This window comes from Pseudarthrobacter sp., from assembly GCF_036675385.1.
Classification (GTDB): Bacteria; Actinomycetota; Actinomycetes; order Actinomycetales; family Micrococcaceae; genus Arthrobacter.
Genome location: NZ_JAKFFD010000148.1, coordinates 14,095 through 36,890 on the forward strand (window position 1 = coordinate 14,095; position 22,796 = coordinate 36,890).

A 22,796-nucleotide genomic window follows, 5' to 3' on the forward strand; every position below is an offset into this window, starting at 1 on the left:
CCCTGCCCGGAGCTTTTGTCTGTCGCGAATCCTCCGGTACCTCGGCGGCGTTGTCTATGAGGGCAACGCCGCCTAGGGTTTATGGATGGCACAGCAACCAGAGGTGACAGGCCGTAGCTATCCGGCAGGTGTTCCGTGCTGGGTGGACACCGAGCAGCCCGACGTGGAGGCCGCCATGCACTTCTACGGCGGAATCTTCGGGTGGGAATTCAAGGATACGGCCCCGTCCGGCGGCACCGGCAGGTACGTCATAGCCACCCTTGACGGCCAGGATGCCGGCGCCATCACGGGCCCCGGAACCGGTGCCGCCACGTGGAACACCTACGTCTCCGTCGACGAAGCAGATGCTGCCGCGCGCCACTTGCTCTCCGTCGGCGCAACACTGAAATCGGCCCCTGCCGATGCGGGCTCAGGAGGCGTGCAGGCAGTACTGGCAGATCCCGAAGGCGCCGAGTTCCGCATATGGCAGGCCCGCGAGCGGCTCGGTGCCCAGGCCGTCAACCTTCCCGGCGGATGGAACTTCAGTGATCTCCACACCACAGACCCCGAGGCAGCAGTCGCTTTCTACACGAAGGCCTTCGGCTGGCAGTTCGACAACCTGGACTTCGGAATCATGATCCGCCGCCCCGGATACGGTGATCACCTTGAGGCCACCGTGGACCCCAACATCAGGGCTCGCCAGTCGGGCGACCTCGTGCCCCGCGGCTTCGAGGATGCTGTTGCCTGGCTTGCCTCCGCGGCGCCGGGTGAGCGTCCGCAGTGGCACGTGACGTTTACTGTCGCAGACCGGGACCGTACGGCCGAGGATGCGGAGCGCCTCGGCGCCGACATCCTGGGGCAGGACGATACCGAGTGGACGCGCACCGTCCTGATCCGGGATCCCGGCGGAGCCGTATTCACTGCGAGCCAGTACACGCCGCCCGCGGGCTGAGCGGACCAGGCTGAGCGGACCAGGCTGAGCGGACCAGGCTGAGCGGACCAGGCTGAGCGGACCAGGCTGAGCGGACCAGGTTGGTGGACCCGGTTGGTGGACCCGGCCGTGGGACGGAGCCTGCGGCTCAGACGCCGGCGATGTGGCGCACGGCGTCGAGGTACGGCATGTTGATCGCAGAGTCCGCAACTGCCCGGACCGCAGGCTTGGCATTGAACGCCACTCCCATCCCGGCGGCACCGAGCATGTCCAGGTCGTTGGCGCCGTCGCCCACGGCAATGGTGTGTTCCATCGCGATTCCTTCTGCGGCCGCCCACTCGCGCAGGTACTTTTCCTTCGCCGCACGGTCGATGACGGCACCGAGCACCTTGCCGGTCAGGGCCCCGTCCACAATCTCAAGTTCGTTCGCCAGCCAGTAGTCCAGGCCCAGATCCTCAGCGATGGGCCCCAGGATCTGGTTGAACCCGCCGGACACCACGGCCACCACGTGGCCTGCAGCCTTGAACGCCGCAACCAGCTCAGCCGCACCTTCGCTCAGCTTCACTTCCGCCCGGACGGAATCGACGACGGTGGCCGGCAGCCCTGCGAGCACGGCCACCCGCGCGTGGAGGCTCTGCGCGAAGTCCAGTTCACCGCGCATCGCCGCTTCGGTGACGGCCGCCACCTCCTCCCGCTTGCCCGCATAGGCCGCCAGGAGCTCGATGACTTCCTGCTGGATCAGCGTCGAATCAACGTCCATGATCAACAGCTTGCGCGGAGCCGCACGAAGGCCAGCGGGAACGATGGCGGTGTCCAGGCCATCCTGCGCCGCCTCGGCCACCGCCCGGCGGAGGGCCGAAATGCCGGCGTCCGTGCCATCCGCGACGGCGACCTCGGCAGTGTGGACCTCAAACCGGCTGTCCCCGCCCCTTGATTCGGACTGGAGCGTGGCGCCACTGCCCGTCAGGGCGGAGCGCAGCTTGTCGAGCCCGGAGGCAGTCAGTTTTGGGCCATAGCTGACCGCAGTCACGTTCGAAGTCATGGCTGCAATCTTAGCCAGCGGGGGAGAACCGCCCGAATTGATTGCGCCACGTTGATGGCGAACCTGTGGGCCAGCCAGCAGACGGGCCGTGCCCGGGACTGTGACGGGCGTCGCTGTCCACGTTTTCAGTTATCAGTCCGTCCCTGTTTTGTCCTAGTGTCTACTCCTATGAGTGATGTTCTTGAATTGGCCGCCGTCAGCGTTGTCCGTGGGTCTAAGACGCTCCTGAACAAGGTGGACTGGCAGGTCAAGGAGGGCGAGCGCTGGGTCATCCTGGGACCCAACGGCGCAGGCAAGACCACTCTCCTGCAGATTGCTGCAGCCCGTCTTCACCCCACTAGCGGCATAGCCGGCGTCCTGGAGGAAATCCTCGGCTCCGTGGACGTGTTTGAACTCCGGCCCCGCATCGGCCTGTCCTCCGCCGCACTGGCCAGCCAGATTCCCGGGCACGAAACGGTCCTCAACGTAGTCGTCACCGCGGCGTACGGCGTGACGGGGCGGTGGCGTGAGGGCTATGAGAGGGCTGACGAACGCCGGGCTTTCAGGCTGCTGAATGATTGGGGCATGGGGCCGTTCCTGAACAGGGCTTTCGCGTCCCTGTCCGAGGGTGAGCGCAAGCGCGTCCAGATTGCCCGTGCCCTGATGACCGACCCGGAACTCCTCCTGCTGGACGAACCTGCCGCCGGCCTGGACCTGGGTGGGCGCGAGGACCTGGTGCACCGCCTCACCGAACTGGCCCGTGATGACGCCGCTCCGGCCATTGTCCTGGTCACCCACCACCTCGAAGAAGTGCCGCCTGGCTTCACCCACGCGATGTTGCTCCGTGAGTCCAACGTGGTGGCGGCCGGACCCCTTGAGGGTGTGCTCACGGCGGAGCACCTCAGCAAGACCTTCGGCGTGGAACTCGACGTCACCGTCAACGCCGGCCGCTACACCGCCACCGCCCGCCGCTAGGCCGCGGCGCCGCCAACCGTGGATCTTCTCAGCAGCATCTTTGTGTTTTTTGCCGGCCTGTGGGCCGGCACCATCAACGCCGTTGTAGGCTCCGGCACACTGGTCACCTTCCCGGTCCTGATCGCCCTCGGCGTCACTCCGGTGGTCGCTTCCATGAGCAACGCGATGGGCCTTGTGGCCGGCACCGCAGCGGGCGCGTGGGGCTACCGCCGCGAGCTCAAGGGCCGCGGCCTGCAGCTGCTGAAGCTCCTCCCGGCGTCGCTGCTGGGCGGCATCACCGGAGCCTGGCTGCTGCTGCACCTGCCGGAGAAGGTCTTCCACTACGTCGCACCGGTCCTCCTGGTCCTTGCCCTCCTGATGGTGGTGTTCCAGCCGCGGCTGCAGGCCTGGGTCCGCAACCGCGAGGAAAACCCCGAGCACGCCATCAAGGACAAACGCCATGGCATCCTCCTGATCGTGCTGGTGTACCTCGCCGGCGTCTACGGGGGCTACTTCGTGGCCGCCCAAGGGATCCTCCTGGTCGGCATTCTGGGCGTGTTCCTCACCGGCACCATCCAGAACGCCAATGCCATGAAGAACATCCTGGTCCTCGGCGTGAACCTCGTGGCCGCAGTGTCCTACCTGCTCTTCGCGTTTGACCGGATCAACTGGCTGGTGGTGCTCCTGATTGCCGTGAGCTCCACGATCGGCGGCCTCCTGGGATCCAAGGTGGGACGGAAACTGTCCCCGGCTGTGCTGCGGACTGTCATCTTTGCCCTCGGCCTGATGGCGCTGGGCTTTATGATCGCCAACCTGATGAAATAATCAGCCGGTGACAATCCACTACCTTCAATCTGCCGAGGATCCCCGTGTCTCCGACTACACGCAGCTGACGGACGTTCACCTGCGGAAGCTCCGTGAACCGGCTGAAGGAATGTACATCGCCGAATCCTCACGGGTCCTGCGCCGGGCGTTGGCGGCAGGCCACCGGCCAAGGTCGTTCTTCCTGGCGGAGAAATGGCTGGCTGACCTGCAGGATGTCCTCAGTGCCTACCCCGACGTTCCCGCCTTTATTGGCAGCGCTGCCCTGCTCGAAGAGATCACCGGGTTCCACCTCCACCGCGGCGCCATGGCAGCCATGCAACGGCCGGAACCGGTGCCCCTCCACGACTTGCTGGCAGGTGCGCGCCGGGTCGCGGTCCTGGAGGACATCGTGGACCACACCAACGTGGGTGCCATCTTCCGGTCGGCCGCGGCCCTGGACATCGATGCCGTGCTGATTTCGCCGCGCTGCGGCGATCCGCTCTACCGCCGCAGCGTCCGTGTCAGCATGGGAACGGTCTTCCAGGTGCCCTGGGCGCGGCTGGAGTCCTGGCCGCAGGACCTGTCGCTGCTCAAGGAAGCCGGCTTCACCGTGGCCGCGTTGGAACTCACCGGGGACGCCGTGGACGTGGACGCGCTTGCCGCACGCCATCCGGACCGGCTGGCCCTGGTGCTCGGCACCGAGGGCGCCGGCATGAGCGCCGAGACGCTCGCCGCCGTCGACCTCGCCGTGAAAATCCCTATGCGCGCCGGCGTGGACTCCCTCAACGTGGCGGCGGCCTCGGCCGTGGCGTTCTGGGAACTCCGGCCACGCGGTTCGCAGGGTCCGCGCTGATCAGCTATTATTAACAGCTGGCTGTCCTGCGCTTTCTGTCTTGCGGCAGTGAAGCAGACACCAGCCATCCCATTCATACCTGGCAGCTGGCAAAATCCAGTTGTGCGAACAAAGGCCCCATTATGAAGTCTGATATCCACCCGAAGTACGAAGCTGTTGTTTTCAACGACCTGGCTTCCGGCGTCAAGTTCCTGACCAAGTCCACCGTGTCTTCCAAGAAGACCATCGAGTGGGAAGACGGAAACACCTACCCGGTCATTGACGTCGAAATCTCCTCCGAGTCCCACCCGTTCTACACGGGCAAGCAGCGCATCATGGACTCTGCAGGCCGCGTCGAGCGCTTCAACGCTCGCTTCAAGGGCTTCGGCGGCGCGAAGTAATTCACTTCACCCCCCAAGGTTCTTTGGAAAGCCCGCACCGGCAACGGTGCGGGCTTTTTGCGTCCGGGGTTTTGTCGTTTCGGGGAGCCCCCATCGTGGGGCAGGATGGATGTCATGACTGCCTCGCCGTTTGCCGCTGAAGACCGCCCCCGCAGCCACCACGGTGAGTACAAAGTCCCGGGCGGCAAACTTGTGGTGGTGGATTTCGACCTTGTGGACGGCGTCCTCGCAGACGTCTCCCTCAGCGGCGACTTTTTCCTCGAACCCGACGAGGCGCTGCCTGCCATCAACCGGGCGCTGACAGGACTTCCGGAAAGCACGACGGCGGCGGAGCTGTCCGCGGCCGTCACCGCTTCGCTGTCGCCCGGCGCTGTCCTGTTCGGCTTTTCTGCCGACGCCGTGGCCGTCACCGTTCGCCGCGCGCTGGCGAAGGCCACGTCCTGGACTGACCACCACTGGAACATCATCGCTCCCACAGTGCTGTCCACGCATATCAACGTCGCCTTGGACGAAGTGCTGACCGAAGAGGTGGGCGCCGGCCGTCGCCACCCCACCCTGCGGTTCTGGGACTGGGAAGAACCGTCCGTGGTGATCGGTAGCTTCCAGTCCGTCCGGAACGAGCTGGATCCCGACGGCGTCGCCCGGCACGGCATGACCGTGGTCCGCCGGATCAGCGGCGGCGGAGCCATGTTCATGGAGGCCGGCAACTGCATCACGTACTCCCTGTACCTGCCGCAGACGCTCGTGGACGGGATCAGCTTCGCGGACTCCTACACATTCCTCGACGCCTGGGTGATGGCCGCCCTCGAGAAGATCGGGGTGACCGCGTTTTACGTGCCCCTGAACGACATCGCCACGGACCAGGGCAAGATCGGCGGCGCCGCCCAGAAACGCCTGGCCAACGGCGGCATGCTGCACCACGTCACCATGAGCTACGACATCGACGCCGACAAGATGGTCGAGGTGCTGCGCATTGGTAAGGAGAAGCTCTCGGACAAGGGGACACGCAGCGCCAAGAAGCGGGTTGATCCGCTGCGCCGGCAGACCGGGCTGGCCCGCACGGAGATCATCGCGGCCATGATGGAAGTGTTCACCGAGAGGTACGCCGCCACCCCCTCCGAACTCACTGCCGCCGAGCTCACTGCCGCCCGGGACCGGGTGACCACCAAGTTCGGCGCCGAGGATTGGCTGCACCGGGTCCCGTAAGAGCCTTGCCCGGTGATCTACAGAGCCTGTGCGTTGAGCGCCCTCAGAAGGTGGCTCCGCTGCTCCACAATGATCCGGCGCAGCGCCCGCGGCGCGTCCGAGTTGGCCGTCAGCCAGGCATCCGTGCGGAGCACCACGGCGTGCTCCGCAGGCAAGGTCCCCGCCGGCAGATCCTGTGCCAGGGGATAGAGCCCCCGGACGATCCGGCTGGCGATTTCAATGCTCCTGTTGTCCCAGACACCGCGGAGGCACTCAAAGTACGGCTCCACATAGGGTTCCAGCAGGGCAGCGGAGGCGGTGGCAAATCCAACGATGGTGGCGCTGAGCAGCTGGTTCGACAGCTCGGTCCCCTCCACGGCAGAGTGCCAGGCGGCGGCCTTCACACCACGCTCCGGACGGGCGGCGAGGGCTGTGGCGTGGCCCGCCCGGCCCGAGGCGGTGGTGTCGCGTTCGAGTTCTGCGTCCAGGTCTTCGGGGGTTGCCTGCCCATTGGCCGCCAGAGCGTGCCAGAAGCTCCAGCGCAGCTCGGCGTCCACGGCCAGGCCGTCCACCACCACCGTGCCGTCCAGAAGGCACCTGAGCCGGGGGAGGAGGGCAGCGTCATGACGGCTGGCGGCGGCGAGCGTCCGCGCCCAGGCCAGCTGGTGGTCCGAGCCCGGCGCTGCCTTACCCAGCTGGGCGTCGGCAGCCGCCAGGAAGGCGCCGCGCACCGCGTCGCGTTGGGCCAAGGGGGTGTAGCGTTCGACGGCGGTGGCGGCGTTCTCCAGGATGTTCAGCAGCACGCCGACTCCCGTTTCGGACGGGCCGAACGACGTCACGGCCTCCACGTAGCGGGAGGCCGGGCTTTCCCCGTCGCGGGCGGAGTTCCACAGCGCGGTCCAGCAGAGGGCGCGGGCCATCGGATCGGTGATGCGGTCCAGGGATGCCAAAACTGTTTCCCCGGACACCGGGTCCAGCCGGACTTTTGCGTAGGTCAGGTCATCATCATTGACGAGCAGGAGGGCGGGCCGCGGCTGCCCGGCCAACTCCGGGACCTCTGTCCGCGCTCCGGCAACGTCCGTTTCGATACTTCCGGTGCGGACCAGGGCGCCGTCGGCATCGAAGTTGTACGAGCCCACGCGCAGACGGTGCGGCCGCAGTTCCTCCCGTCCGGTAACCGGGTCCACCGCAGCCTGGACGATCGTTACGGCGCCGACGACGCCGTCGTGCGTGTCCGTCTCCAGCGACAGTGTGGAGATGCCGGAGGTCTGCAGCCAGGCGGCAGCCCAGCCGGCAAGGTCGCGGCCGGAAGCAGCGCTGAGGGCCTCCAGCAGGTCCGCCAGGGTGGTGTTTCCGTAGGCGTGATCGCGGAAGTACTGCCGTGAGCCCGCGATGAAAGCATCGAACCCAACGTACGCCACAAGCTGCTTGAGTACGGACGCACCCTTGGCGTAGGTGATGCCGTCAAAATTCTGTTTGGCGGCCTCAAGGTCAGGAATGTCGGCAACGATCGGGTGGGTGGTGGGCAGCTGGTCCTGGACATAGGCCCACGCTTTGCGCTTGTTGGCGAAGTTCACCCAGGCTGTCTCCCAGTCCGTGGCACGGTCCACACCGAGGGTACCCATGTAGTCCGCAAAGGACTCCTTCAGCCACAGGTCGTCCCACCACTGCATCGTGACCAGGTCGCCGAACCACATGTGCGCCATCTCGTGCATCAGCGTGTTCGCCCGGGCCTGGTACTGCGCGTCGGTGGCGCGGGACGTGAACACATAGCTTTCCGTGAACGTGACCAGCCCCGGGTTTTCCATCGCGCCCAGGTTGTATTCGGGCACAAAAGCCTGGTCGTATTTGCCCCAGGGGTACGGGTATTCGAACAGCCGGTTGAAGAAGTCCAGCCCGTTTTTGGTCAGCCGGAAGAGCTCCGCGGCATCGAACGATTCCGCCATGGAAGCCCGGCAGTACAGCGATAGGGGCACCTCCAGCGGCGTGCCGTCGTCGAGCCTGGTGCTCCAGTGGTCCTCGGCTTTGAAGTAGGGCCCGGCAAGGACTGTGGTGATGTAGGTGGACATGGGGCGTGTGGTGGCGAAGTCCCAGCGACTGGTGTCCGGATCACTGGTCAGCTGAGTGCGGGCCGCTTCCACCCCGTTGGAGGCCACCTCCCAGCCGGACGGTGCCATGACGTGGAATGTGTACTCGGCCTTGAGGTCAGGCTGCTCAAAGTTCGCGAACACTCGCCGGGCGTCGGCGGGCTCATACTGCGTGTAGAGGTAGCACTGGCCGTCAGCCGGATCCACAAAGCGGTGCATGCCCTCGCCGGACCGGCTGTACAGCGCAGTGCCGGTGACGGTGACCTCGTTCTCTGCCTGCAGGTTGTCCAGGCGGATCCGGGAACCCTCCACCACGTCGGCCACGGGCAGCGCTTTGCCGTTGAGGAACACGCTGTGGACTTCGCCGGCGATGAAATCCAGAAACGTGGACGCCACCTGCCCCTGGCGCGGCACAGCGGCGGAGAAGTGGATAACGCTGCGGCTCATGTAGCCCGCCACGTCCGGGTCCGCTGCCTGCCGCACATCCAGGGAGACGTCGTAACTGTGGGTGCTGATCAGGGCTGACCGTTGAGCGGCTTCATCGCGCTGCAGATTCTCATGTGACACTCAGCTATCTAATCACGGGATCCAGGCGTGCCGGTCACCATCCGGCCGCTCCGGCTGCCAGCCTAGGCCGTCATCAGCAGGGCCGCTGCCAGGCCCAGCAGCGCGATCAGCAGCCAGGCCGCCAGCGCCGCGAGCAGCGCCCTCGCTCCGGTGTGCAGGAGCGTACGGATCCGCACGGCCGACCCGAGCCCGAAGAGCGCCGCTCCCAGGAGAATGTCCTGCAGCCCCGCGCCGGCGTCGAGCCAGCCGTCCGAGAGCCAGTCCGTGGACCGAAGCGCCACCATGGCCACAAACCCCACCACGAACAGGGGCACCAGCGGCGGCAGCGCATGTTGTCCTGACGTACTTATGCGGTGGTGCACGCCCGCCACGGCCACCACCGGTGCCAGGAGCAGCACTCGGGTGAGCTTAACGACGACGGCGATGCCCAGTGCTGCGGTGCCGGCGGTCTGCGCCGTGGCCACCACCTGGCCGACGTCGTGCACCGACGCACCCGTCCAGGCGCCGAAAGCGAGGGGGCTCAACTGCAGGGGATGCATCAGCAGCGGCAGAATGCCGATCGCCAGCGTGCCGCACAGTGTCACCAGCGCCACCGGCAGGACAGTATCCGCATGCCGGATCCGCCGCACGGCCGCCATGGCACCGATGGCGGACGCCCCGCAGATCGAAAAGCCGGTTGCCACCAGCAGCGCGGTCTCACGCGGCAGCCGGAACAGCCGCATCAGCAGGTAGGTGCCGCCGAAACTCAGCAGCACCACGCCCGTTATCAGGACCATTGCCAGCCAGCCGAGGCCCAGGATGTCCATGATGCTCACCTTGAGGCCCAGCAGGACGATGCCGCCCCGCATCAGGTGCTTGCCCGCGAAGTCCAGGCCCGGACGCGCCCGTCCGGCGATCCACACCGCCGTGCCGGGCAGGTTCGCGGCGAGCAGGCCCAGCGCCACCGCGACGGTCATGGCGGGCAGTGCCGGCACCACAGCATGTACAGCGAAGGCCACGGCCAGCGCGGGGGTGGCCGTCAGGAGGCCGGGCAGGAGCCTGCCGGAACGAATCTTCAGTCCACGAAGCCTGGCGCGCAGTCCGCTGCGGCTGTTCCCGCCGTCTCCGAAGCTCCCGGGATTAGTTGTCTCTGGCACTCACTAACCTTGCCGGATAGGACACGGATTCAACGAACCGCCGTTGCCTCCCTGCAACACGCCACAATGGATGGCGGTAATGATTTCGAAACAAAAAGATGGTTGGCTAAAGGACATGTCAGACCTATTTCAGGATTACTCCGAGGCCGCCGAACGTACCGGCGCCTACGACGAGATGTTCGCCCCCGGCCAGGAAGCACGCGAGTCGTACGGCCAGGTGGCCGATGCCCTTAGCAAGCTCTCCCTCGCTGACGTCAGCGCCCGGGCGGACTCCATGGCACGGACCTTCCTGGACCGCGGTGTGACGTTTGACTTCGCGGGGGAGGAGCGGCCTTTTCCGCTCGACATCGTCCCGCGCGTTATCCCCGCCGATGAGTGGACCGTGCTGGAAAAGGGCGTGGCGCAGCGCGTCCGGGCCTTGGAAGCCTTCCTCAACGATGTCTACGACAAAATGAATGTGGTGGCGGACGGCGTCATCCCGCGCCAGCTCGTCACCACCAGCGCCCACTTCCACCGCCAGGTGCACGGCTTCGAGCCGGCCGGCGGAGTCCGAGTGCACATCTCCGGCATCGATGTGGTGCGCGACGCCGCAGGCACCTTCCGCGTCCTGGAAGACAATGTGCGGGTGCCGTCCGGCGTCAGCTACGTCCTGGAAAACCGGCGGGCCATGGCCAAGGGCCTGCCCGAAGCGTTTGGCCAGCAGCTCATCCGGCCGGTCGAAGAGTACCCCCGCCGGCTGCTGTCCGCGCTGCGCAAAACGGCGCCCGCCGGCGTCGACGATCCCACGGTTGTGGTGCTGACCCCCGGCGTCTTTAACAGCGCCTACTTCGAACACACCCTGCTGGCCGGCCTGATGGGCGTGGAGCTCGTCGAAGGCCGCGACCTCATCTGCCGCGGCAACCGCGTCTACATGCGCACCACGGCCGGTGAGCAGCGCGTGGACGTGATCTACAAACGCATCGATGACGAGTTCCTGGACCCCCTGCAGTTCCGCTCGGATTCCATGCTCGGTTGCCCGGGGCTGGTCAACGCCGCCCGGGCCGGCGGCGTGACCATCGCCAACGCCGTGGGCAACGGCGTGGCCGACGACAAACTTGTCTACAGCTACGTTCCGGATCTCATCCGCTACTACCTCAGCGAGGAGCCCGTCATCGCGAACGTGGATACGTTCCGGCTGGAGGAGAAAGACTCCCGGGAGTATGTCCTGGACAACCTGGCTGAGCTTGTGGTGAAGCCCGTGGACGGCTCCGGCGGCAAAGGCCTGGTCATCGGGCCGGACGCCTCCAACGACGAACTTGAGGCCCTGCGCAAGCGGGTCGTCGCTGACCCTCGGGGCTGGATCGCGCAGCCCGTGCTGCAGCTTTCCACCGTGCCCACGCTCGGCGGGGACAAGTTCGGCCCGCGGCACGTGGACCTGCGCCCCTTCGCTGTCAACGACGGCGACGACGTCTGGGTACTCCCCGGCGGACTCACCAGGGTGGCGCTCAAGGAAGGCTCCCTCATTGTGAACTCCAGCCAGGGCGGCGGCTCCAAGGACACCTGGGTGCTGGCAGACTCACCCCAGGTGCCGGTGGAAACTGTTCCCCGGCCCACCATTTCCATCCGCGAGCGGGTATCCGTCTGGCCAGTGGAGAGCAACTGGCGCGACCGCCAGTCGGAGCAGCAGCAGTGAGCCGGGCCATCGAACCGGCACAATTGTTCACGGGGTCATCCCCACAGATTTCGGACGCGCAGGAGGTCACCGCGAATGCTTAGCCGTATTGCTGAGTCCCTATTTTGGATCGGACGCTATGTGGAGCGGGCCGACGGCACCGCCCGCATCCTGGACGTGCACCTGGAACGCCTGAACCACCTGCCCATGGACGAACGCCGCAGGGTGGCCCAGGAGCTGCTCGCAGTCATGGGTGCCCGGCCGCAGAGCGAAGACTTCGGCCTGCCCGAACTCCTCCACGCCCTGGCATACGACAAAACCAGCGCAACGTCCATCGCCGGGTCGCTGGGCGCGGCCCGCGAAAACGCACGGCGTGCCCGCGAGACCGTATCCTCGGGCCTCTGGGAAAGCCTCAACACCACCTACTACGGGCTGAGCCAGCACCGCAAGGACGTGGTGGGGACGTACCGCTTCTGCAACTGGACGCTGGAACGGACCGCCATGGTCAGCGGCCTGGCCGACACCACCGTGAGCCATGATGAAAGCTGGCTGTTCCTGGTGTTGGGCCGGTCCCTCGAGCGCGCCGACATGACCGCGCGGATGCTCTCCACCCGGGATGTCCTCTCTGCCGGCATGTCCTGGGTCAACATGCTGCGCTGCGCGGGGGCTTATGAGTCGTTCCTGCGGACCCGCCGGGCCGCCTTCGGGGACCAGCACGCCGCCGAGTTCCTCCTGCTCGACCGGCTGTTCCCGCGGTCCATCGTCTATGCCCTGCGGGACGCCGATGAGTGCCTCGCGAAGCTGGACCCATCGGCACAGCGCGTGGGCTTCATCAACGACGCCCGCAGGATCGTGGGCCAGGCCCGCACATTCCTCGAGTTCCACCGGACGGACGATCTGATGTCCGAACTGCCCGAGCACATGGAACGCGTGCAGAAGGCCGTCTCGCAGGCCTCGGACGCCATTTCCCGTAAATACTTCAATCAGGCAGACGAACTCGCCTGGGTGGGAGAAGTTTCATGACCCGGCTGAGCATCATCCACACCACGGCCTACAAGTACAACAAGCGCGTCACGCTGTCCTACAACGAGGCACGCATGACACCCCTGACCGATCCCCAGCAGGTTGTCCTTGAATCCGTGCTCAAGGTCTCGCCGTCGCAGGCGTCCGTGAGCAACTACCGGGACTACTGGGGAACACGAGTCACCGCCTTCGACATGCAGATGCCGCACGACCACCTTGAGGTCGTTTCCAACATCACCGTCGAAGTGCACCGGGCGGAAAAAATCCCCGCGGACGCTGACATCGCCGGCTGGGACGTCCTGTCATCGAAGGAGTCGCTGAACAATTTCAGCGACTGGCTGCCGCAGTCGCAGCTGAGCGGTCCCGGTGCCGAAGTACTGGGCATCATTCCACGTGTCGTGGAGGGCAAGAACCCGCACGAGGCCGCCATGGCCATCTTCGAATGGATGCGCGGCGAGATGACCTACATGTCCGGTTCCACCGCGGTCACCACCAACGCAGAGGAAGCGTGGGGCCAGCGGCAGGGCGTCTGCCAGGACCTCGCGCACCTCGCCATAGGCGCGCTGCGCAGCTGCGGCATTCCCGCCCGCTACGTGTCCGGTTACCTGCACCCGCGGTCGACGGCGGCCATCGGCGAGACGGTCGCCGGCCAGTCACATGCGTGGCTGGAGTTCTGGGACGGCGAGTGGCGCAGCTGGGATCCTACGAACCACAAGCCGGCAGGGGACTACCATGTCACCGTCGCCAGGGGCCGGGACTACCGGGACGTACCACCGCTGAAGGGCATCCTGTCCGGCGGCGGCGGATCGGCGCTCAGCGTGAGCGTGGAAATCACCCGCCTCGCTTAGGCAGTCGGGGGCGTTTCCTCGTCCTGCCCAGGGTCCGGCCCAGGACTACTCCGGGGCTGCCTTGGCCGCTCCGCTGAGCTGGGTCCACCAGGTCATGGGTGCGGTGACTTTGAACCGGCGCCCGGTCACTGTTCCCGGGCTCACCCGGACAAAGGTGTCTTTCTTCCCGGCCTGCCATGGGAAGAGGTACAGGGCTGCGGAGTCCAGGATGCCTTCGGTTCCTGTGATGACCTTTGCCGGTCCCTTGACCACCACGCTCCAGGCCAGGCCACTGACGGCATCCACGCCGTCGGCCTCCAACGCCACAGCGGCACCTCCCGAGGCGGCGGCCAGCTTGGTTCCAGCGCCGGTGCGGAACACTAATGTTCCGCCGTCCACCGTGTAGTTGATGGGGAAGATGTCAGGCTGGCCGTCCACCAGGACGGCCAGCCTGCCTACCGAAACCGTCCGCAACAGGGACCAGCATTCGTGGTGTTCCAGGTTCTGGACCTGGGACGTTGACTCGCCGGAGTTGGACTCTCTGGACGTTGACTTGTTGGACGCTGGGTCGCCGGACATTGGTTCACCGGACATTGGCTCGCTGCTCATGCCGCCGAGCCTACGCCCAACACCCTGTTCAGGACAGTGCCCGTCCTACCAGGGGCTGGGCTTGTAGTCCTTGAGGAAGACCCCGTACTGGTCCTCGCCGTTTTCGCCCATCACGATCGGATCGTAGACGCGGGCGGCGCCGTCCACCAGGTCGAGGGGCGCGTGGAAGCCCTCCTCCATGAGGCGGACCTTGGTGAAGTGCGGCCGTTCGTCGGTGATCCAGCCGGTGTCCACCGCAGTCATCAGGATCCCGTCGGCATCCAGCATTTCCTGGGCGCTGGTGCGGGTCATCATGTTCAGGGCTGCCTTGGCCATGTTGGTGTGCGGATGCCCGGGGCCCTTGTAGGCGCGGGAGAACTGGCCTTCCATGGCGGAGACGTTGACGATGTACTTCCGGTGCGCCGTGGAGCGCTTCATGGCGTCCCGGAGCCTGCTGACCAGCAGGAACGGTGCCGTGACGTTGCAGAGCTGGACTTCCAGCATTTCCAGCGGGTCAACCTCGTCCACCACCTGGGTCCAGCTGTTGATGTCAGCCAGGTCCGGGACGAGCCCGCCGGCGTCGATCGCTGTTCCGGAGGCGATCCGCTCCAGCGAGGCGGAGCCGGTGGAGAGCGCCAGTGAGGTGATGGCGTCGCCGGCCAGCACGGGGTGATCGGTGACGGTGCTCGCCAGGGCGAGTGGGTGTTTGTCGTGGGCGTGGCCGAACGTCACCAGTTCCGGTCCGCCGTTGGCGGGTTCGAGCGCGGCGGGCAACGGCTCGTCCTCGGCGTCCACCAGTGGCTTGTAGGCGTTGCCGGACCGGCGCACGGTCTGGGCGGCGTTGTTGATGATGATGTCCAGGGGGCCCGCGGCGTTGAGCGAATCAGTCAGGGCCATCACCTGTGACGGGTCGCGCAGGTCGATGCCCACGATCCGGAGCCGGTGCAGCCACTCGCTGCTGTCTTCCATTGCCGCAAAACGGCGTGCGGCGTCTTTGGGGAACCTGGTGGTGATGGTGGTGTGCGCGCCATCCCGAAGCAGGCGCAGCGCGATGTACATGCCGATTTTGGCCCGCCCGCCCGTGAGCAGCGCACGCCGGCCTGTCAGGTCGGTGCGGGCATCCCGCTTGCTGTGGCTGAAGGCGGCGCATTCCGGGCAGAGCTGATGATAAAAAGCGTCCACCTGCGTGTAGTGCTTTTTGCAGATATAGCAGGGGCGGGAACGGATCAGGTGCCCGGCCACCTTGCCCGTCGCCGAGGTCTCCAGCTTGTTGCCGCGGGTCTCGTCGTCGATCCGGTCCGGTGCTGCCGTTGCCGTCTGGGCGATGACGGCCCGGTCGGCTTCGGAGATCAGGTCCCGCTTGGTGACGCGGCGGTGACGCTTCACGGCCTTGAACATCTTCCCGGTGGCACGGCGCACCGAGACATAGTCGGGGTGTTCCTCGTCGTAGACGTGGATGGTGTTCAAAACCTTGAGGCAGGCCTGGATTTCCTCAGGCGTCAGATCGGGGGAGCTCATTGTACCGATTTTACAGCCTGGCGACGATCCAGCCTGACCGTGCCGCGGGGTTCGCAGCCCGGCCAGGCCTGGCTGTCCTTCGTTTAGGCGCGGCGGCCGCCCGGGGCGGCCTGGGCTGCTGTTTCCGCGTGGACCGCAGCGGCCTGTTCGACTGATTCGCGGAGTTCGGGGTAGTTGGCTGTGGCCGCCTTGACGGCATCCGGTACCTGGTGGAGGTTCTTGGCGGCGAGCGCACGTTCCGCGTCCCCGGGCTCGGGCACCTGCTGGCCTTTGGCGAGCACGGTGATGCCGGAGTCGGTCACCTTGAAACCGCGGGCGCGGTCCAGGTCATGGTCCAGGCCGATCGCGGCGCCGGCCGGAACCTTCACGTTTTTGTCCAGGATGGCCCGGTTGACCACGGCACCTTCGCCGATGTTCACCTTGTCCATCAGGACCGAGTCGATGACCCTGCTGCCGTTCCCCACAAAGACGTCGTTGGACAGGACGGAGCCCTCCACGACGCCGCCGGAGATGACCACGCCGCTGGACACGATGGAGTCCAGGGCGGTGCCCACGGTGTCGTTCTGACCGCGGACGAACTTGGCGGGCGGGGAGATGCTCTGGCGTGTGTAAATGGGCCATTCAGAGTTGTAGAGGTTGAACACAGGCAACGGCGAGATGAGGTCAATGTGGGCGTCGTAGAACGAATCAATGGTGCCGACGTCGCGCCAGTAGGTCCGGTCGCGTTCCGTGGAGCCGGGGATGTCGTTGAGGGTGAAGTCGTAGACTCCGGCCTCGCCCTGGCTGACGAAGTAGGGGATGATGTCCCCGCCCATGTCGTGCTTGGTGTCGAGCCGTTCGGCGTCCACGTGAAGGGCATCCACGAGCGCGTCGGCGTCGAAAACGTAGTTGCCCATGGAAGCCAGGAACTGGGTGGGATCAGCGGCCAGGCCAGGAGTTGTGGCGGGCTTTTCCACAAATGCGGCGATCTTCTGCGGGTCCTCCTGGTCCACCTCGATCACACCGAACTGGTTGGCCATGCTCAACGGCTGGCGCACGGCGGCCACAGTGGCCTTGGCGCCGCTCTGCACATGCTGCTCCACCATCTGGGCGAAGTCCATGCGGTACACGTGGTCCGCACCAACCACGACGACGATGTCGGGGTTGGCGTCATGGATCAGGTTCAGCGACTGGTAGATGGCGTTGGCGCTGCCGAGGAACCAGCTCTTGCCGACGCGCTGCTGCGCCGGCACGGACGCCACGTAATTGCCCAGCTGCGTGGACATCCGCCAGGTCTCGGAAATGTGGCGGTCAAGGCTGTGCGACTTGTACTGGGTCAGGACCACGATCTGCAGGTAGCGTGAATTCACCAGGTTGGACAGCGCAAAGTCGATCAGCCGGTAACTGCCGGCAAAGGGCACTGCAGGTTTCGCCCGGTCTGCCGTCAGTGGCATCAGCCTGTTTCCCTCGCCGCCCGCGAGGACAATGGCCAGGACTCTTTTATTCAACGGCATGGTAGTAGCTCCTGTACGCCTTCGTATCTCCCCAAACAGTCCGGCATGCCCGGACTCCTTCACACTAGAACAGATAGTGCGGAACGACTACCTTGGGTAACGTGCGAATAGACATTGTGACTAAAGAGTTCCCGCCCGAGATCTACGGAGGCGCCGGAGTCCACGTGGCCGAATTGAGCAGGGTGCTTAGTAAGCATGTTGACCTGCAGGTTCGCGCCTTCGGTGCACCCCGCGACGCCGATTACCACGGTGCCGGGGTGACCTCCTATTCCGTTCCCGAAGACCTGGGCTCGGCCAACGCCGCCGTCCAGACGCTCGGGGTGGACCTGCGGATCGTGCCGGACGTGGCAGGTGCCGATCTGGTCCATTCGCACACGTGGTATGCGAACATGGCCGGGCATCTGGCGTCCCTGCTCCACGGCATCCCGCACGTATTAAGTGCCCACAGCCTGGAGCCGCTGAGGCCGTGGAAGGCCGAGCAGCTTGGTGGCGGCTACGCGTTGTCCTCCTGGGTCGAGAAAACCGCCTACGAGGCGGCAGCAGCGATCATCGCCGTTTCGGAAGGCATGCGCCAGGACATCCTCCGCAGCTACCCCGACGTTGACCCTGCCAAAGTCAGGGTGGTCCACAACGGCATCGACGTCGAACTGTGGCAGCGCGACGAAAACCAGGACGCCGTCCGCGCCCTGGGCATTGATCCGGATAAGCCGAGCGTGGTGTTTGTCGGCCGCAACACGCGCCAGAAGGGCGTGCCGTACCTCCTGCGTGCCGCCGCGAAGCTTCCGGCCGATGTGCAGCTCGTGCTGTGCCTTGGCGCGGCGGATACCCCCGAGCTCGCCGCAGAAACTGCACGCCTGATCGAGGAGCTGCAGAGCCAGCGGACCGGCGTCGTCCTGATCGAACGGATGCTGCCGCGGAACGAACTCATCCAGGTCCTCAGCCACGCCACAGCGTTCGCCTGCCCGTCCATCTATGAACCGCTGGGCATCGTCAACCTCGAGGCGATGGCCTGCGGCGCTGCCGTGGTGGCCAGCGCTACGGGCGGCATTCCCGAGGTGGTCCAGCATGGCGAGACGGGCCTGTTGGTGGACCTGGAGCAGGTCACCGACGGTACCGGCACGCCGCTTGATCCGGAGAAGTTCGTGACGGAATTTGCCGCCGCTCTGACCGAGGTGGTGTCCGATCCCGATCGGGCACGTGCCATGGGCCAGGCCGGCCGCCGCCGCGCGGAGGAGCACTTCTCCTGGGACTCCATCACCGAGACCACCCTCGAGGTCTACCGCTCAGTGCTTCCTGACGGACGGCAGGAACAACAGCACCAGTGACCAAACAGCGCACGACGGCGCCGCCCCCACCGAGGGGACCGGCGCCGTCGTTCGTCCATAACGCTTGATCCAACGCGGGGTCACATAGTGCCCATTCCGGGGCGTCGGAGGGGCTTGAAGTGACCTCGCGTTGCTTTATCGGGAGGTAGCCGTGCGCGCCAGCAGCACTTTTTCGTCGACGGGCGCGTTGCCGCTGGCCCGCTGTGCCCTGACGTAGGCGCGGGCCTCGTCCTGCCGGGACTTCTCGGCACCGGTGGCGATCGATGCGCGCACGTGCTCGTCGCCGTACCCGAAGGCGTCCACCAGGTCCAGGGCGTGGGGCCTGATCTTGACCAGGAGCCGGTTGATGTAATCACCCACCGTGCGTGCCCGCTGCATGGAGAGCCTGCCGTTCATCAGGTACCAGGACAGGTTCTTTTCGATCAGCGACAGGCCGAACAGGTCGCGCAGCCAGGTCAGGACCCGCTTGGTGCCGGGGTCCGTGACGTCTTCCAGGGCCGCCGTGAACGCCTCCCATTGCAGGAGCTCCGCGTGGGCCTGGGCAGCATCTATCAGCTCGTTCTGGTGCTGGTTGAAGAGGGCCGCCCCCTTTTCGACGGGCAGCTTGTTGGCGCCCTTCAGGGCCGCCCCGACGTCGGCCACCATGGTCTGGACGCGGTCGGCCAGGAGGGCGCGCTGGCCTTCCTCGTCCCGGAGCGCAATGGCAGCCTTCTGGACTGATCCGGTATCGGCGACAAACTGTGCCACCTGCCGCAGACCGGTGCGATGGATCGCCACGCCCGTTGCCTGAGCCACCACGTAGCGGGCCAGGACGCCAAAATCGACATTCCTGAACTCCTTGGCGTAGTCGGCCAGGAGGCGCTTGGCCACAAGCTGGAGCAGCACGGTGTTGTCGCCTTCAAACGTGACATAGACGTCCAGGTCCGCCCGGAGGGAGGCGAAGCGGTTTTCGATCAGGAAGCCGGCGCCGCCGCACGCCTCGCGGCATTCCTGCAGGGTGTCAAGGGCATGCCAGGTGCTCAGCGGCTTCAGGGCTGCGGCAAGGGTTTCCAAATCCTGCCGGTCCTCGTCAGTATCGTGGGCGCCGGAAAAGACGTCGTCGAATTTCTGGAGGAGCTGCTCGTGCGCGAAGCCCGCGGCATACGTCGTGGCCAGCCGGGTAAACAGGCGCCGCTGGTGGCGCTGGTAGTCCAGGAGGACCTCTTCGTCAGTGTGAGACGACGCGTTAAACTGGCGCCGTTCGGTGGCGTAGCGGATGGCTGCCGTCAGGGCGATCTTCGACGCCGCCACGGCCGCGCCGTCCAATGACACGCGGCCCTGGACGAGGGTTCCAAGCATGGTGAAAAAGCGGCGGCCGGGGCTGGCAATGGACGACGTGTAGGTCCCGTCAGGTGCCACATCGCCGTAGCGGTTCAGCAGGTTCGTGCGGGGGATGCGGACGTTGTCGAAATGAAGCCGTCCGTTGTCGATCCCGTTGAGGCCGCCCTTGACTCCGTCGTCCTCCCCACCAATCCCGGGCATGAACTCCTTGGTCTGGGGGTCCCGGAGGTCAACGTAGAAGGCGTGCACGCCATGGTTGACGCCATTTGTCACGAGCTGGGCGAAAACGACGGCGCCGAGGCCGTCGATGGCTGCATTGCCGATGTAGTCCTTCCACGCAGCGCGGAACGGTGTGTGGACCACAAATTCCTGGGTTTTGACGTCGTAGGTCGCGGTGGTGGCGATGCTGGCCACATCGGAACCGTGACCGGTCTCCGTCATGGCGAAGCAGCCGGGGATCTCCAGGCTCATGATGCCTGGAAGCCAGTTGGTGTGGTGCTGCTGCGTGCCCAGGTGCATCACGGCCGAGCCGAAGAGGCCCCACTGGACACCAGCCTTAATCTGCAGGGACGGGTCGGCGGTGACCAGTTCCTCGAACGCCGCGATGTTGCCGCCGTGGTCATCGGAACCGCCCAGCGCCGACGGGAAGGCCCGGTGTACGGCGCTGTTGTCCACGAGGTACTTCAACTGGCCGAAGGTTCGCGTCCGGTGTTCGGTGTGCGTCAGTCCTTCAATTTTATGCAGTGCAGGGTCACTGGCCAGCGCGCGGGATTGGCGACGGGAGTCCGCCCATTTGCCCAGGAGTTGCTCGCCGAGGGCGGCAACGTCGACGGCGGGCTGCACAGCCGAGCCATCGTTGGCGCTGGGGCTGGTGGCCGCTGGGCCCGCAGCGGCTGTGTTCGCTACAGCGGCATTAGCTGCGGCTGTATCCGTTACGGCGGCGTCCGGGCCGGTGGGGCGGTCCACTACTTCGGTCATGTCAATGTCCTTCGTTGGTTCTGACAGGAGGGTGTGAGGTTCTTGGGGCGGAATCATGTCGCGCTGGCGGGGCTAAGCTCGGGGGCGATCCCCACGCATAACCAGGCCGTGATCTGGCGGGCCATGGCTTCCTGGTCCGGCTTCGCCGCCGAAGCCGGCGTGCTGAGCCATTGCTCACCGGCATTTCGGACCAGGCCGATGGCCGCCGTGGGCCAGTAGCCGATCACCGATTCCTTGCCTTCGCCGAGGTGGGTCCGCATTGGCGCGGCGATCATCTCAGCGATGGAATCGAAGAAGTGGCCAAGGGCTCCCGAAATGGCCGCCGATCCCTGGTGGTTTTCCGCATCCACCGGCGCATAGCGGGTGACGAAACTGTAGACATTGGGGCTGGTTTCCGCCATCTGGAGATAGGCAGAAATCATGGCAAGCAGCCCTTCCCGAGGAGTCTGGGCACCCTGCGCCGCTTCGCGGATCTTGCGCTGCATCTGGCTCAGGACAACTTCCCCGACGGCGTGCTGAAGCCCTGCCTTATCGCCGAAATAGCGGTAGAAGACCGACTTTGAGGTGCCGGCGGCCGCTGCAATCTCCTCCATGGAGGCATCGCTGCCCAGCGCGTGGACCGCGCGGCGTGCGGACTTGATGAGCTCCCGGCGTCGTTCCTCCCGGTGGGTCTGCCAGCGGGCCGAACGGCCGTCGGCAATTGCGCCGGCAGCCGGCGTCGGGACTTCTGTGTGGAGGTTGTTCACGATACTCAGCGTATCAGGTACGCTGGGTATCGGTAACCGTCGCAGATCAGAGGAGTCACCCATGTCCGTCAATGGACCGTCCGGCACCGGACCCCACGAATTCGCCAGCCCCACGACTTCCGGCGCGGCGCGTCCAGTCCGCCGGGCCGTAATTGTGGGTGGTAACCGGATCCCGTTTGCCCGGTCCGGCGGGGCCTACACGAAGTCATCCAACCAGGACATGCTCACTGCCGCACTGGACGGTCTTATCGCCAGGTTTGGCCTCCAGGATGAGCGGATCGGCGAGGTTGCGGCGGGGGCCGTACTCAAGCACTCCCGCGACTTCAACCTCACCCGCGAGGCAGTCCTGGGTTCGGCGTTGTCGGCGGAAACTCCGGCCTACGACCTGCAACAGGCGTGCGCCACCGGCCTCGAAACGGTTCTGGGCCTGGCCAACAAGATCAAACTGGGCCAGATCGATTCCGCCATCGCCGGTGGTGTCGACTCGGCGTCAGATGCCCCCATTGCTGTCAGTGAAGGCCTCCGCGAGATACTCCTGGACCTCAACCGCGCCAAGACGCTGCCCCAGCGCCTGCAGGTACTCAGCCGCCTGCGGCCCAAGGACCTGGCCCCCGATGCTCCGAGTACGGGGGAGCCACGCACCGGCCTGTCCATGGGTGAGCACCAGGCGCTGACCACCGCGCAATGGAACATTTCGCGCGAGACGCAGGATGAGTTGGCATTCAACAGCCACCGCAACCTTTCCGCCGCGTATGACGCAGGATTCTTCGATGACCTCCTGACGCCTTACCGAGGCCTCGCCAAGGACTCCAACCTGAGGGCGGACACCACTTTGGAGAAGCTGGCTACCCTCAAACCCGTCTTCGGGAAGAGCCTCGGCGCCGCGGCCACCATGACGGCGGGAAACTCCACACCGCTGACCGACGGGGCCTCCACGGTCCTGCTCGCATCCGATGACTGGGCTGATGCCCATGACCTTCCGAAGCTCGCCACCGTCGTGGATGGTGAAGCTGCCGCTGTGGACTTCGTCCACGGCAAGGACGGACTCCTTATGGCTCCCGCGTTTGCGGTCCCCAGGCTGCTGGCCCGCAACGGACTGACGCTGGATGACTTCGACTTCTTTGAGATCCACGAAGCCTTCGCCGGGACTGTCCTGAGCACCCTGGCCGCCTGGGAAGATGATGAGTTCGGCCGCACCCGGCTGGGACTTGAGGGTGCATTCGGCAGCATCGACCGCACCAAGCTGAACGTCAACGGCTCCTCCCTGGCCGCGGGCCACCCGTTCGCCGCCACCGGCGGACGCATTGTGGCCTCGCTGGCCAAGATGCTGCAGGCCAAAGGCACCGTCGAGGGAAGGCCTGCGCGCGGACTTATTTCCATCTGCGCTGCCGGCGGCCAGGGCGTCGTCGCGATACTCGAAGCACTCTAGG

19 protein-coding genes are annotated in these 22,796 nt (G+C 65.8%); 11 read left to right on the forward strand and 8 right to left on the reverse strand.

Annotated features, from left to right (window positions below):
• The first annotated feature begins 85 nt into the window (after positions 1 to 85).
• The gene (locus V6M49_RS11700) at positions 86 to 931 is read left to right on the forward strand and encodes a VOC family protein (protein WP_246848522.1); all 846 of its coding nucleotides are present in this window, start codon (positions 86 to 88) and stop codon (positions 929 to 931) included.
• A 127-nt stretch (positions 932 to 1,058) separates the two neighbouring features.
• On the opposite strand, the gene serB is transcribed toward V6M49_RS11700, so the two are convergent.
• Positions 1,059 to 1,952 carry a phosphoserine phosphatase SerB gene (serB, locus tag V6M49_RS11705; RefSeq protein ID WP_141140598.1) on the reverse strand — a complete coding sequence of 298 codons (894 nt, stop codon included), beginning with the start codon at positions 1,950 to 1,952 and terminating at the stop codon, positions 1,059 to 1,061.
• Between the two features lie 168 nt (positions 1,953 to 2,120).
• Between serB and V6M49_RS11710 the strand changes: the two genes are divergently transcribed.
• The 5 genes from V6M49_RS11710 to V6M49_RS11730 all read left to right on the forward strand — a co-directional run bounded on the left by V6M49_RS11710 (position 2,121) and on the right by V6M49_RS11730 (position 6,128).
• A complete protein-coding gene (locus V6M49_RS11710) occupies positions 2,121 to 2,906 on the forward strand; it encodes an ABC transporter ATP-binding protein (protein ID WP_141140599.1) in 786 nt (261 codons plus the stop codon).
• 18 nt (positions 2,907 to 2,924) lie between these two features.
• Positions 2,925 to 3,710: a sulfite exporter TauE/SafE family protein gene (locus V6M49_RS11715; RefSeq protein ID WP_332761212.1), complete on the forward strand. Its 786-nt coding sequence runs from the start codon at positions 2,925 to 2,927 to the stop codon at positions 3,708 to 3,710.
• Between the two features lie 7 nt (positions 3,711 to 3,717).
• Complete coding sequence (locus tag V6M49_RS11720) at positions 3,718 to 4,542, forward strand: TrmH family RNA methyltransferase (RefSeq protein ID WP_332761213.1); 825 nt, start codon at positions 3,718 to 3,720, stop codon at positions 4,540 to 4,542.
• A 122-nt stretch (positions 4,543 to 4,664) separates the two neighbouring features.
• The gene (locus V6M49_RS11725; RefSeq protein WP_056339888.1) at positions 4,665 to 4,922 is read left to right on the forward strand and encodes a type B 50S ribosomal protein L31; all 258 of its coding nucleotides are present in this window, start codon (positions 4,665 to 4,667) and stop codon (positions 4,920 to 4,922) included.
• Between the two features lie 114 nt (positions 4,923 to 5,036).
• Entirely contained in the window at positions 5,037 to 6,128 is a 1,092-nt protein-coding gene (locus V6M49_RS11730) for a lipoate--protein ligase family protein (protein ID WP_332761214.1), read from the forward strand.
• A gap of 17 nt (positions 6,129 to 6,145) precedes the next feature.
• On the opposite strand, the gene pepN is transcribed toward V6M49_RS11730, so the two are convergent.
• Positions 6,146 to 8,761, reverse strand: a complete 2,616-nt coding sequence (gene pepN / locus V6M49_RS11735; RefSeq protein WP_332761215.1) for an aminopeptidase N — start codon at positions 8,759 to 8,761, stop codon at positions 6,146 to 6,148.
• Positions 8,762 to 8,823: 62 nt separating this feature from the next.
• A complete protein-coding gene (locus tag V6M49_RS11740) occupies positions 8,824 to 9,813 on the reverse strand; it encodes a YeiH family protein (RefSeq protein WP_442959720.1) in 990 nt (329 codons plus the stop codon).
• Between the two features lie 199 nt (positions 9,814 to 10,012).
• On the opposite strand from V6M49_RS11740, the gene V6M49_RS11745 reads away from it, so the two are divergent.
• The 3 genes from V6M49_RS11745 to V6M49_RS11755 all read left to right on the forward strand — a co-directional run bounded on the left by V6M49_RS11745 (position 10,013) and on the right by V6M49_RS11755 (position 13,419).
• Complete coding sequence (locus V6M49_RS11745) at positions 10,013 to 11,569, forward strand: circularly permuted type 2 ATP-grasp protein (RefSeq protein ID WP_141140604.1); 1,557 nt, start codon at positions 10,013 to 10,015, stop codon at positions 11,567 to 11,569.
• Positions 11,570 to 11,644: 75 nt separating this feature from the next.
• The gene (locus tag V6M49_RS11750) at positions 11,645 to 12,571 is read left to right on the forward strand and encodes an alpha-E domain-containing protein (RefSeq protein WP_056339904.1); all 927 of its coding nucleotides are present in this window, start codon (positions 11,645 to 11,647) and stop codon (positions 12,569 to 12,571) included.
• A complete protein-coding gene (locus V6M49_RS11755; protein WP_332761216.1) occupies positions 12,568 to 13,419 on the forward strand; it encodes a transglutaminase family protein in 852 nt (283 codons plus the stop codon). The genes V6M49_RS11750 and V6M49_RS11755 overlap by 4 nt, the downstream gene beginning before the upstream one ends.
• A 45-nt stretch (positions 13,420 to 13,464) precedes the next feature.
• On the opposite strand, the gene V6M49_RS11760 is transcribed toward V6M49_RS11755, so the two are convergent.
• From V6M49_RS11760 to glgC, 3 genes are all read right to left on the reverse strand, one after another.
• Positions 13,465 to 13,977: a pyridoxamine 5'-phosphate oxidase family protein gene (locus tag V6M49_RS11760; protein WP_141142077.1), complete on the reverse strand. Its 513-nt coding sequence runs from the start codon at positions 13,975 to 13,977 to the stop codon at positions 13,465 to 13,467.
• Positions 13,978 to 14,052: 75 nt separating this feature from the next.
• On the reverse strand, positions 14,053 to 15,504 hold the full coding sequence (locus V6M49_RS11765; protein WP_332761217.1) for an SDR family NAD(P)-dependent oxidoreductase: 1,452 nt from the start codon (positions 15,502 to 15,504) through the stop codon (positions 14,053 to 14,055).
• An 83-nt stretch (positions 15,505 to 15,587) separates the two neighbouring features.
• A complete protein-coding gene (gene glgC, locus V6M49_RS11770; protein ID WP_058932488.1) occupies positions 15,588 to 16,997 on the reverse strand; it encodes a glucose-1-phosphate adenylyltransferase in 1,410 nt (469 codons plus the stop codon).
• A gap of 101 nt (positions 16,998 to 17,098) precedes the next feature.
• Here glgC and glgA point away from each other — a divergent pair, with 101 nt between their 5' ends.
• Positions 17,099 to 18,322 carry a glycogen synthase gene (gene glgA / locus V6M49_RS11775; RefSeq protein ID WP_332761218.1) on the forward strand — a complete coding sequence of 408 codons (1,224 nt, stop codon included), beginning with the start codon at positions 17,099 to 17,101 and terminating at the stop codon, positions 18,320 to 18,322.
• 135 nt (positions 18,323 to 18,457) lie between these two features.
• Here glgA and V6M49_RS11780 read toward each other — a convergent pair whose 3' ends face one another.
• Both V6M49_RS11780 and V6M49_RS11785 read right to left on the reverse strand, forming a co-directional pair.
• Complete coding sequence (locus V6M49_RS11780; RefSeq protein ID WP_246848524.1) at positions 18,458 to 20,620, reverse strand: acyl-CoA dehydrogenase family protein; 2,163 nt, start codon at positions 20,618 to 20,620, stop codon at positions 18,458 to 18,460.
• 53 nt (positions 20,621 to 20,673) lie between these two features.
• A complete protein-coding gene (locus tag V6M49_RS11785) occupies positions 20,674 to 21,366 on the reverse strand; it encodes a TetR/AcrR family transcriptional regulator (RefSeq protein WP_371706668.1) in 693 nt (230 codons plus the stop codon).
• Between the two features lie 61 nt (positions 21,367 to 21,427).
• On the opposite strand from V6M49_RS11785, the gene V6M49_RS11790 reads away from it, so the two are divergent.
• Positions 21,428 to 22,795, forward strand: a complete 1,368-nt coding sequence (locus tag V6M49_RS11790; protein WP_332761219.1) for an acetyl-CoA C-acetyltransferase — start codon at positions 21,428 to 21,430, stop codon at positions 22,793 to 22,795.
• Position 22,796 lies beyond the last annotated feature (1 nt).

Excerpts from the sequence above, each read along its gene's own strand:
- glgC (WP_058932488.1), bottom strand. The coding sequence starts at position 16,997 with ATGCCGTTGAATAAAAGAGTCCTGGCCATTGTCCTCGCGGGCGGCGAG.
- V6M49_RS11725 (WP_056339888.1), top strand. The coding sequence starts at position 4,665 with ATGAAGTCTGATATCCACCCGAAGTACGAAGCTGTTGTTTTCAACGAC.
- V6M49_RS11755 (WP_332761216.1), top strand. The coding sequence starts at position 12,568 with ATGACCCGGCTGAGCATCATCCACACCACGGCCTACAAGTACAACAAG.
- V6M49_RS11730 (WP_332761214.1), top strand. The coding sequence starts at position 5,037 with ATGACTGCCTCGCCGTTTGCCGCTGAAGACCGCCCCCGCAGCCACCAC.
- V6M49_RS11750 (WP_056339904.1), top strand. The coding sequence starts at position 11,645 with ATGCTTAGCCGTATTGCTGAGTCCCTATTTTGGATCGGACGCTATGTG.
- V6M49_RS11780 (WP_246848524.1), bottom strand. The coding sequence starts at position 20,620 with ATGACCGAAGTAGTGGACCGCCCCACCGGCCCGGACGCCGCCGTAACG.
- V6M49_RS11790 (WP_332761219.1), top strand. The coding sequence starts at position 21,428 with ATGTCCGTCAATGGACCGTCCGGCACCGGACCCCACGAATTCGCCAGC.
- V6M49_RS11760 (WP_141142077.1), bottom strand. The coding sequence starts at position 13,977 with ATGTCCGGCGACCCAGCGTCCAACAAGTCAACGTCCAGAGAGTCCAAC.
- serB (WP_141140598.1), bottom strand. The coding sequence starts at position 1,952 with ATGACTTCGAACGTGACTGCGGTCAGCTATGGCCCAAAACTGACTGCC.
- V6M49_RS11710 (WP_141140599.1), top strand. The coding sequence starts at position 2,121 with ATGAGTGATGTTCTTGAATTGGCCGCCGTCAGCGTTGTCCGTGGGTCT.
- V6M49_RS11745 (WP_141140604.1), top strand. The coding sequence starts at position 10,013 with ATGTCAGACCTATTTCAGGATTACTCCGAGGCCGCCGAACGTACCGGC.
- V6M49_RS11765 (WP_332761217.1), bottom strand. The coding sequence starts at position 15,504 with ATGAGCTCCCCCGATCTGACGCCTGAGGAAATCCAGGCCTGCCTCAAG.
- V6M49_RS11700 (WP_246848522.1), top strand. The coding sequence starts at position 86 with ATGGCACAGCAACCAGAGGTGACAGGCCGTAGCTATCCGGCAGGTGTT.